The following is a 9,551-nucleotide window of genomic DNA, read 5'->3' as shown; positions in this document are numbered from 1 at the left end:
CCACTGAAATCAATCAACCCGGATCGCGGAAATCCGGATGGAAATCCGCCGGCACCGCCATGCTGATCTTGTCCCGGGTGGCAATGTCGATCCCCTCGCTGGCCACTTCGGCCAGGAAGTCGATCTGCTCCGGGGTGATCACATACGGCGGCAGGAAGTACACCACGCTGCCCAGCGGCCGCAGCAGCGCACCGCGGGTCAGGGCGTGCTCGAAGACCTTCAGGCCGCGCCGCTCCTGCCAGGGATAGGGGGTCTTGCTCGCTTTGTCCTGGACCATCTCGATGGCCAGTGCCATGCCGGTCTGGCGCACCTCCGCCACATGCGGATGGTCGACCAGGTGCGCCGTGGCACTGGCCATGCGCTGGCTCAGGGCCTTGTTGGCCTCGATCACGTTGTCCTGCTCGAAGATGTCCAGGGTCGCCAGCGCTGCCGCGCAGGCCAGCGGGTTGCCGGTGTAGCTGTGCGAGTGGAGGAAGGCGCGCAGGGTCGGGTAGTCGTCATAGAAGGCGCCATACACCTCGTCGGTGGTCAGGCAGGCGGCCAGCGGCAGGTAGCCGCCGGTCAGGGCCTTGGACAGGCAGAGGAAGTCCGGGCGGATACCGGCCTGTTCGCAGGCGAACATCGTCCCGGTGCGACCGAAGCCCACGGCGATCTCGTCGTGGATCAGGTGCACCTCATAGCGGTCGCAGGCCTCGCGCAGCAGCTTGAGGTACACCGGGTGGTACATGCGCATGCCGCCGGCACCCTGGATCAGCGGCTCGACGATCACCGCGGCGATACTTTCGTGGTGTTCGGCGAGGGTCTGCTCCATCGCCGCGAACATCGTCCGCGAATGCGCCTCCCAGCTCACGCCCTCGGGGCGCAGGTAGCAGTCCGGGCTTGGCACCTTCAAGGTGTCCAGCAGCAGCGCCTTGTAGGTTTCGGTGAACAGCGGCACGTCGCCCACCGACATCGCCGCGATGGTCTCGCCGTGGTAGCTGTTGCTCAGGGTGACGAAGCGCTTCTTCTGCGTGCGGCCCTTGTTGAGCCAGTAGTGGAAGCTCATCTTCAGCGCCACTTCGATGCACGACGAACCGTTGTCGGCGTAGAAGCAGCGGTTCAGTCCCTCGGGGGTGATGCTGACCAGGCGCTCGGACAGCTCGATCACCGGCTGGTGGCTGAAGCCGGCGAGGATCACGTGCTCCAGCTGGTCGACCTGGTCCTTGATGCGCTGGTTGATGCGCGGATTGGCGTGACCGAACGCATTGACCCACCAGGAGCTGACCGCATCGAGGTAGCGCTTGCCTTCGAAGTCCTCCAGCCAGACGCCTTCACCGCGTTTGATCGGAATCAGCGGCAGTTGCTCGTGGTCTTTCATCTGGGTGCAGGGATGCCACAGGACCTTGAGATCGCGGTCCATCCACTGTTGGTTGAGGCCCATGGGCTTGTACTCCTGGCAACGCGGGTTGGGGAAACCCGGACAAGCCTAAGCAAAGCCGGAGGGCAGGACAATGTTTCAGTTCGCCTGGCCGCTCTGGTCGACAGGCCGGCCGTCGATCAGACGGCCGGTTTCCAGTTGAAGTTGTCGAACCACACTTTCCCGCGTCTGGAGGTGGTGAAGAGAATTTCGTCCAGTTCGATCCCTGCCAGGCTCACGTTGCTCAAGGAACTGACCGGTGGCGAGTAGTTGCTCCAGGCATAGGCCTTGCCTTCCCGGCGTAACTCCATGCGGATCGGTTCGGCGAAGACGATGCGTTTGTTCTCGAAATCGATCGCGTCCTGTTTCGCGTCTTCCGCGGTGTAATCGGGATGGCTGGCCCAGCCGAACTTGACGTCCTTGACCAGCATCGGTTTGCCATTCGCATCCTTGAACTGCATGCGCACTTCCGACTGATCGCCGAGGATCAGCGACAGCCCCTGGGTGTTGGCTTTGCCGTCGGCCAGGACAACTTCATCGATGCAACTTTGCAGCGTGCCGGCCGTGTTGGGGCGTTCGATGAATGTCAGCAGTACGCCGCACTTGGGATCGTCGTATCGTTCGCCGGGTTTGAATAAATGTTTATTCACGGCGAAATCGAAGTCTTCGATGTGAACCTTGTCTTTTTCCATCACGAACATGATCGGTCTCCTGTGGAAAGTTGCACTCTGATGGAAACTTGAAGCGCTGACTCGTCATGCGCGGATATCGTCGCGCTCGCTGCGCACGTCGTCTACTGACAGAAATATCAGGTGCCCGCTGTGTTTCATGCCCATGCGCTGTCGAGCCCGGTAGCCGTGACGTATCCTTCAGAGCATCTTCCCGGGGATTTCCTTCCCCGTTTTTCCTGCCTTGAAATCCGGAGTTCGACACATGTCTGCTGGTTGGCTGCGCGCTGGCATTTATCGGGTTGTTCAGCGCAGGAGCGCTGGCTGCGAACAAGACCCCGGCAACAGCAAGGCGCAGCCGGTGCTCAACCAGTACCTTCGCGCGGCGAATGTGTCGCGCGAGACGGGCAAACGAGTGGCTTACGCGATTTTCCAGGTGAAATGATCGAAGTGAACCTTGCCGCGCCGTGAGGTGGTGAAGAGGATTTCATCCAGTTCGATGTTCTTCATCTCGACCTGCGTCCAGGCCTTGCTTGGCGGCGTGTAGTTGTTCCAGGCATATGCCTTGCCTTCCCGGCGCAGTTCCATGCGCACCGGTTCGGCGAAGGTGATGCGCTTTGCGCTGGCATCGATGGCATCCTGCTTGGCATCTTCATCGGTGTAGTCGGGGTGGGTCGCCCAGTGGAATCCCACCTCGGTGACCAGGACCGGTTTGCCGCTGTCGTCCTTGAATTGAATACGTACTTCCGAGTGGTCGCCGATATTCAGAAAGGAATCATTTTCCTCGCGTGATAGTCCACTTGGCAACGTCCCGGCGGTGTTGGGGCGGGCGATCAAGGTAATGATCAGGCCGCATGACGGATTATTGAACGTTTCATCGGTTTTCAGCGGTGCGGAGCTCAACTTTTCGAAGTTCTCGACAAAAACCGATCCGATCTTGTGCATGATCCCTCTCCAGATTGTTCAACCAATTGGGTGCCGATGGGGGAATAATCTTCGCGTTGATGTCAAAGCCCGTCTACTGACAGAAATATCAGGTGCCCGCTGTGTTTCATGCCCACGCGCTGGCGAGCCCGGCAGCCGTGACGTATCCTTCAGAGCATCTTCCCGGGGATTTCCTTCCCCGTTTTTCCTGCCTTGAAATCCGGAGTTCGACACATGTCTGCTGGTTGGCTGCGCGGCTGCGCGCTGGTATTTATCGGGTTGTTCAGCGCAGGAGCGATGGCAGCGAACAAGACTCCGACGGCCATCGTCGTCGGTGGTGGCCTGTCGGGCCTGACCGCGGCCTACGAACTGCAGAACAAGGGTTGGCAGGTGACCCTGCTGGAAGCCAAGTCCGGCATCGGCGGCCGCTCCGGGCTGGCCACCAGCGAATGGATCGGCAACAGCAAGGCGCAGCCGGTGCTCAACCAGTACCTGGATACCTTCAAGATCACCACGCTGCCGGCGCCGGAGTTCGTGCGTACGCCGGGCTACCTGATCGATGGCGAGTACTTCAGCGCTGCCGACCTGACCACCAAACAGCCGGCCACCGCCGAGGCGCTGAAGCGCTACGAGAAGACCCTCGACGACCTCGCCGCCTCCATCAGCGATCCGGAAAACCCGGCGGCCAACAGCACCCTGTTCGCCCTCGACCAGATGAACGTGTCGGCCTGGCTGGACAAGCTGCAACTGCCGACCACCGCGCGACAACTGGTCAACCAGCAGATCCGTACCCGCTACGACGAGCCGTCGCGCCTGTCGCTGCTGTATTTCGCCCAGCAGACCCGGGTCTACCGCGGCGTCAACGACCGTGACCTGCGCGCCGCGCGCCTGCCCGGCGGCAGTCCGGTGCTGGCCCAGGCCTTCGTCAAGCAACTGAAGACCATCAAGACCAGCTCGCCGGTCACCGCCATCACCCAGGACAAGGACGGCGTGACGGTCAAGGTCGGCAGCGTCGGCTACCAGGCCGATTACCTGGTACTGGCGGTGCCGTTGCGCGCGCTGTCGAAGATCCAGTTGACCCCGGCCCTGGGCAGCCAGCACCTGGCGGCGCTCAAGGGCACCAACTACGGCTGGCGCGACCAGTTGATGCTGAAGTTCAAGAGCCCGGTGTGGGAAAGCCGCGCGCGCATGTCCGGCGAGATCTACAGCAACACCGGCCTCGGCATGCTGTGGATCGAACCGGCGCTCAAGGGTGGCGCCAATGTGGTGATCAACCTGTCCGGCGACAACGCACGGGTGATGCAGGCATTCGGCGACAAGCAGATAGTCGACCAGGTGCTGATCCGTCTGCATGCGTTCTATCCACAGGCCCGTGGTGCGTTCACCGGCTATGAGATCCGCCGCTACAGCACCGACGTCGGCACTGGCGGTTCCTACCTGGCCTATGGTCCGGGGCAGATCAGCAAATACTGGCGTCTGTGGGAGCGTCCGCTGCAGCGCATCGCCTTCGCCGGCGAGCATACCGACGCGCTGTACCCGGGCACCCTGGAAGGTGCGTTGCGCAGTGGCAAGCGTGCGGCGGGGCAGGTCGAGGACCTGGCCGCGGGCAAGTCCTTCGATGCCAGGCCGGCGGTAGCGGCTGCGGCGGCCGGTGCCGCGGCGGCGGCAGTGGCGAGCAAGGGCAAGGACGACAAGCCGGGCTTCTTCTCGCGCCTGTTCGGTGGCGATGACAAGCCGGCGGCGGCGGAGACGACCAAGGCGGCGGAAACGACGGTAGCGCCGGCACCTGCTCCGGCAGCGGCACCGGCTGTCGTGGCCAAGGAAGAACCGGCCAAGGTCGCGCCTGCCGCCAAGCCGGCGCCTGTGAAAAAGGCGGAAAGCAAGCCGGCGCCAGTCAAGAAAACCGCGACCACCCATGCGCCGGCGAAGAAGACCGAGGCCAAGGCTCAGCCGGTCAAGAAGCCGGCGGCAGACAGCCAGGCCAAGGCCGACTGACAGCCTGGCGTCATGCCCTCGTAGGAGCGCGGCTTGCCCGCGAAAGGAGCGCGCAGCGGTCCCTATCCCACGCAATCCCGATTTGGGACCGCTTTGCGGTCCTTTCGCGGGCAAGCCGCGTTCCTACGGGGTGTTTCGCGGGCAAGCCGCGTTCCTACGGGGTGTTTCGCGGGCAAGCCGTGTTCCTATGGAGCGTTTCGCGGGGCCAGCCGGTTCCGTGCCTTGCCTCCCGGCGACGCAAAGCCCCCCTCTGCAGCCTTTCCCCCGGTGTTAATGTTTCCTTAACGCCCTTCCTACAGACTTAACATCTATTTTTCTGATAGTTCAAAGCGAAATTTTCCGCTTTATATCGATAGATAACCGGTTAGTCTTGGTAGCAATTCTTACGGGGAAACGGGTAAATGCAGCTTCGCAATTCATCTTCTCGTTACGGTCTGGTCAGCATCGTCATGCACTGGGGTATAGCCCTGGCGGTGTTCGGGCTGTTCGGTCTGGGCCTCTGGATGGTCGGCCTGGATTACTACAGCTCCTGGCGGCACACCGCGCCGGAACTGCACAAGGGCATCGGCCTGACCGTGCTGGCGCTGATGCTGCTGCGAGTGCTCTGGCGTTTCCTCAGCCCGCCGCCACCGGCACCGGCCAACCACGGTCCGCTGACCCGCGTTGCCGCCAAGCTTGGGCATCTGCTGCTCTACGTCGGCCTGTTCAGCGTGCTGATCGCCGGCTACCTGATTTCCACCGCCGACGGTGCCGGGATTCCGGTGTTTGGCCTGTTCGAAGTCCCTGCACTGATTTCCGGCCTGCCCGATCAGGCCGATATCGCAGGTCTGGTTCACCTCTATCTGGCCTGGGGACTGGTGGTGTTCGCCGTCCTGCACGGGCTGGCCGCTCTGAAGCACCACTTTATCGACCGTGATGCGACCCTGACACGCATGCTGGGCCGCAAGGCTTGATGTTCAACCTCCACTCAAAGGAATCGAAAGTATGTTGAAAAAGACTTTTGCCGCTCTGGCACTGGGTACTGCTCTGCTCTCGGCTGGCCAGGCAATGGCCGCCGACTACAAGATCGACAAGGAAGGCCAGCACGCATTCGTCGACTGGAAGATCAGCCACCTGGGCTACAGCTTCATCCACGGGACCTTCAAGGACTTCGACGGCACCTTCTCCTGGGATGCGGCCAAGCCTGAAGCCAGCAAGATCAGCGTCGATGTGAAAACCGCCAGCCTGTGGTCGAACCACGCCGAGCGTGACAAGCACATCGCCAGCGCCGACTTCCTCGACGTGAAGAAATACCCGGACGCCAAGTTCGTCTCCACCAGCGTCAAGTCCACTGGCGAGAAAACCGCCGACGTGACCGGCGACCTGACCTTCCACGGCGTGACCAAGCCAGTCACCTTCAAGGCGACCTTCGTTGGCGAAGGCAAGGATCCATGGGGCGGCGAGCGTGCCGGTTTCAACGCCACCACCACCGTCAACCTGAACGATTTCGGTATCAAAGGCCCGGGCCCAGCGTCCCAGACCTTCGATCTGGACATCTCCCTGGAAGGCGTGAAGCAGAAGTAATTTCCGCCGTGCCAACAAAAACGCCGCCCTTCGGGGCGGCGTTTTTGTTTCAGCGAAGACTCAGCGATTGCGCGTCAGCAAGGCCGGCTTCTCGCCACGTGGGCGGCTTGGCAGTTGCTCCAGCTGTTCCATGGACGGGAAGCGATCGATCTTCGATTCCTTGTGCATGATCTTCGGCTGGTTCTGTGGCTGGCCTTCACGCGGGCTGCGTACCGCCGGCTCCTGACGATCGTCACGGGCCGGACGGCGGTTGCGGTTGTTGCTGCCGTCGCGACGTTGCTGGCCATCACGAGCGCCACCACCGTTGCTACCGCCGCCATTGCGCGCACCGCCACGTTTCTCGCCGTTGGCCGCGCCACCGCTACGTGGCTGGGCGGAGCCGCCGTTGTTGTTACGCGGCTGATTGCCACGGGACTGGCCGCCCGCGTTGCCGGCACCGGCCTGGGCACCCGGACGCCGATTGCGACCCTGGCCGCCCTTGTTCTGGTACGGGCTGACGTAGTCGGCGCGGTTGCCGAAGTTGTCGACGTCGTCATCCAGGAACTCTTCCGGATCACGATCGACCGGCGCCGACGGGGCGGCCTGCTGGCCGTTCTGCTGCTGACGCGGCTTCTTGTCCCGCGGCTTGCGCTGCTCCTGACGACCCGCGGTGGATTTCTCCGCGGCTTTCTCGCCGGCCGGCTTGTCCTTGCTGGCGTCTTTCTCTTTGCCCTTGTCCTTGCCCTTGTCCTTGCGGCCACCGGCATTGCTGCCATCGGCACGCTGGCCACGGCGCGGGTTGTTCTGCGGACGCGGCTCGCGGACTTCCGGTTTTTCCGCCTCGACGGCGGCGAAGTCGAAGCCCATCAGGTCGCCATCCGGAATCTTCTGGCGAGTGACGCGCTCGATGCTCTTGAGCAGTTTTTCCTCATCCGGTGCGACCAGCGAGATGGCCTCGCCGGAGCGGCCCGCACGACCGGTACGGCCGATACGGTGGACGTAGTCCTCTTCGACGTTGGGCAGCTCGAAGTTGACCACGTGAGGCAGTTGGTCGATATCCAGGCCGCGGGCGGCGATATCGGTGGCGACCATGATCCGCACGGCACCCGACTTGAAGTCGGCGAGGGCCTTGGTGCGGGCGTTCTGGCTCTTGTTGCCGTGGATCGCGGCGGCGGTGAGGCCGTGCTTTTCCAGGTACTCGGCGAGACGGTTGGCGCCATGCTTGGTGCGGGTGAAGACCAGGACCTGTTCCCACGCGCCGGCGGTGATCAGGTGCGCCAGCAGGGCCCGCTTGTGGCTGGCCGGCAGGCGGAACACGCGCTGCTCGATGCGCTCGACCGTGGTGTTCGGCGGCGTGACTTCGATGCGTTCCGGGTTGTGCAGGAGCTTGTCGGCGAGGTCGGTGATGTCCTTGGAGAAGGTCGCCGAGAACAGCAGGTTCTGGCGTTTCGCCGGGAGGCGGGCGAGGACCTTCTTCACATCGTGGATGAAGCCCATGTCGAGCATGCGGTCGGCTTCGTCCAGGACCAGGATCTCGACGTGACTGAGGTCGACGCTGCCCTGGCCGGCCAGGTCGAGCAGGCGACCGGGGCAGGCCACCAGGACGTCGACGCCACGAGCCATGGCCTGGACCTGCGGGTTCATGCCGACGCCGCCGAAGATGCAGGCGCTGACGAACTTCAGGTCACGGGCGTAGATCTTGAAGCTGTCGTGCACCTGGGCCGCCAGCTCGCGGGTCGGGGTCAGGACCAGCACGCGCGGCTGACGCGGACCATGGCGCTGGGACTTGTCGGGGTGACCACCGGGAAACAGGCGTTCGAGGATCGGCAGGGCGAAACCGCCGGTTTTACCAGTACCTGTCTGTGCGGCGACCATCAGGTCACGACCTTGCAACACGGCGGGAATGGCCCGCTGTTGCACCGGAGTAGGCTGGGTATAGCCCGCAGCCTCGATAGCGCGGACTAGAGCCTCGGAGAGACCGAGGGATGCAAAGGACATGAGAAATCCTGTTCTAGTGGGGGCTGTGCCCTATGGGGATGATCGTGCCTGGCGCGAGGGGCATCGGGTCGATGCTGTCGCGTCCGGTCCTGCTGGTCTTTACCGCGCATCCGGGAGCGGCGGACGGGCCTTGGAGGCGCGCAATCCTGCGGTCGGGATGCCTTTTGCAAGGCCAGCGTCCGGGCGTAAGCCTGGCGGAAAGGCCCGAGTATAACAGAGCAATCAGGGAGTGCTGCGTTCCTGCTGCTCAACGGTTTCTGTAGCGGTCGGCATTACAACGTGATAACGCGCCTGCAACTCGGCGTAGGCCGGCTCGTGCTTGAAGCGGCGCAGTTCGGCGGCGAAGCGCTGGGCCAGCAGGTCCATGCCGGCATTGCGGCGCACGGCGAGGTACTGGGCCTGGCGGCTGATCACCAGTGGCAGTTCGCTGACCTGGCCCTGCAGGCCGAGCTGGTTGACCATGAACTGGCCGACGCGGCGGTCGGTGATCAGCAGGTCGATGCGTCCGAGCAGCAGCTTGCCGAAGTTGGCTTCCTGGGTCGGCGCGGCTTCGCGGCGAAACAGCGGTGATTCGAGAAACGCCTCGCCGTAGTTGTAGCCCGGCGAGGTGCCGACATTGAGGCCGCGCAGGTCTTCCAGGTCGTCGACCGCATGGGGGCGCGCGTTGGTCTGGTAGAGCACGAACTCGACGTGCGACAGCGGCTCGCTGGGGTAGAACAGCTGGCTGTCGCGCTCGCTGGTCTGGAAGATATCGATCACCCCGTCCGCCAGGCCCTGCTCGAGCATCAGCAGGCAGCGCCGCCACGGCATGAACTCCCAGCGCACCTCGATACCGAGCCGGCGGAACACCTCGGCGGTGACTTCGTAGTCGATCCCCTTGGGTTCGCCGTTTTCCTCGTAGACATACGGCGCCCAGGGGTCGGTGACGATGCGCAACTGTTCGGCACGGGCCAGCAGGCTCATGCAGCTCAACAGCACAATGATCGACAGTCGGGCGAGATAGGACATTACGGGCGGGCCGGAAGGCC

General features: G+C 63.2%; 9 protein-coding genes. 4 read left to right on the top strand and 5 right to left on the bottom strand.

The window, feature by feature from the left end; genetic code table 11:
• Positions 1–13: 13 nt before the first annotated feature.
• Positions 14–1,420: an adenosylmethionine--8-amino-7-oxononanoate transaminase gene (locus RTI28_RS13590; protein ID WP_316920911.1), complete on the bottom strand. Its 1,407-nt coding sequence runs from the start codon at positions 1,418–1,420 to the stop codon at positions 14–16.
• Between the two features lie 116 nt (positions 1,421–1,536).
• Positions 1,537–2,097 (bottom strand): hypothetical protein, encoded by a 561-nt coding sequence (locus tag RTI28_RS13585; protein ID WP_316920910.1) that lies wholly within the window; start codon positions 2,095–2,097, stop codon positions 1,537–1,539.
• 232 nt (positions 2,098–2,329) lie between these two features.
• On the opposite strand from RTI28_RS13585, the gene RTI28_RS13580 reads away from it, so the two are divergent.
• On the top strand, positions 2,330–2,509 hold the full coding sequence (locus RTI28_RS13580) for a hypothetical protein (RefSeq protein WP_316920909.1): 180 nt from the start codon (positions 2,330–2,332) through the stop codon (positions 2,507–2,509).
• Here the strand turns inward: RTI28_RS13580 and RTI28_RS13575 are convergent.
• Entirely contained in the window at positions 2,485–3,009 is a 525-nt protein-coding gene (locus RTI28_RS13575) for a hypothetical protein (protein WP_316920908.1), read from the bottom strand. The two genes, RTI28_RS13580 and RTI28_RS13575, sit on opposite strands and share 25 nt — an antisense overlap.
• Before the next feature lie 213 nt (positions 3,010–3,222).
• On the opposite strand from RTI28_RS13575, the gene RTI28_RS13570 reads away from it, so the two are divergent.
• The 3 genes from RTI28_RS13570 to RTI28_RS13560 all read left to right on the top strand — a co-directional run bounded on the left by RTI28_RS13570 (position 3,223) and on the right by RTI28_RS13560 (position 6,546).
• Complete coding sequence (locus RTI28_RS13570) at positions 3,223–4,983, top strand: flavin monoamine oxidase family protein (protein ID WP_316920907.1); 1,761 nt, start codon at positions 3,223–3,225, stop codon at positions 4,981–4,983.
• Positions 4,984–5,384: 401 nt separating this feature from the next.
• Positions 5,385–5,936 carry a cytochrome b gene (locus RTI28_RS13565; protein WP_316920906.1) on the top strand — a complete coding sequence of 184 codons (552 nt, stop codon included), beginning with the start codon at positions 5,385–5,387 and terminating at the stop codon, positions 5,934–5,936.
• A 31-nt stretch (positions 5,937–5,967) separates the two neighbouring features.
• Positions 5,968–6,546 carry a YceI family protein gene (locus RTI28_RS13560; protein ID WP_316920905.1) on the top strand — a complete coding sequence of 193 codons (579 nt, stop codon included), beginning with the start codon at positions 5,968–5,970 and terminating at the stop codon, positions 6,544–6,546.
• Positions 6,547–6,606: 60 nt separating this feature from the next.
• On the opposite strand, the gene RTI28_RS13555 is transcribed toward RTI28_RS13560, so the two are convergent.
• Together RTI28_RS13555 and RTI28_RS13550 are read right to left on the bottom strand one after the other, a co-directional pair.
• Positions 6,607–8,523, bottom strand: coding sequence for a DEAD/DEAH box helicase (locus RTI28_RS13555; protein ID WP_316920904.1), 1,917 nt, complete (start codon positions 8,521–8,523; stop codon positions 6,607–6,609).
• Positions 8,524–8,745: 222 nt separating this feature from the next.
• Complete coding sequence (locus RTI28_RS13550) at positions 8,746–9,531, bottom strand: transporter substrate-binding domain-containing protein (protein WP_316920903.1); 786 nt, start codon at positions 9,529–9,531, stop codon at positions 8,746–8,748.
• Positions 9,532–9,551: the final 20 nt, after the last annotated feature.

Origin of the sequence: Pseudomonas sp. zfem002 (assembly GCF_032621685.1) — a bacterium.
In the GTDB taxonomy this organism is placed as follows: domain Bacteria; phylum Pseudomonadota; class Gammaproteobacteria; order Pseudomonadales; family Pseudomonadaceae; genus Aquipseudomonas; species Aquipseudomonas japonica.
The sequence above is the reverse complement of the archived record's forward strand: the minus strand, read 5'-3'. Positions and strand labels throughout refer to the sequence as shown.

Bases quoted from the DNA above. Each gene is read 5' to 3' on its own strand.
- RTI28_RS13590 (WP_316920911.1), bottom strand. From the start codon at position 1,420: ATGGGCCTCAACCAACAGTGGATGGACCGCGATCTCAAGGTCCTGTGG.
- RTI28_RS13585 (WP_316920910.1), bottom strand. From the start codon at position 2,097: ATGTTCGTGATGGAAAAAGACAAGGTTCACATCGAAGACTTCGATTTC.
- RTI28_RS13580 (WP_316920909.1), top strand. From the start codon at position 2,330: ATGTCTGCTGGTTGGCTGCGCGCTGGCATTTATCGGGTTGTTCAGCGC.
- RTI28_RS13575 (WP_316920908.1), bottom strand. From the start codon at position 3,009: ATGCACAAGATCGGATCGGTTTTTGTCGAGAACTTCGAAAAGTTGAGC.
- RTI28_RS13570 (WP_316920907.1), top strand. From the start codon at position 3,223: ATGTCTGCTGGTTGGCTGCGCGGCTGCGCGCTGGTATTTATCGGGTTG.
- RTI28_RS13565 (WP_316920906.1), top strand. From the start codon at position 5,385: ATGCAGCTTCGCAATTCATCTTCTCGTTACGGTCTGGTCAGCATCGTC.
- RTI28_RS13560 (WP_316920905.1), top strand. From the start codon at position 5,968: ATGTTGAAAAAGACTTTTGCCGCTCTGGCACTGGGTACTGCTCTGCTC.
- RTI28_RS13555 (WP_316920904.1), bottom strand. From the start codon at position 8,523: ATGTCCTTTGCATCCCTCGGTCTCTCCGAGGCTCTAGTCCGCGCTATC.
- RTI28_RS13550 (WP_316920903.1), bottom strand. From the start codon at position 9,531: ATGTCCTATCTCGCCCGACTGTCGATCATTGTGCTGTTGAGCTGCATG.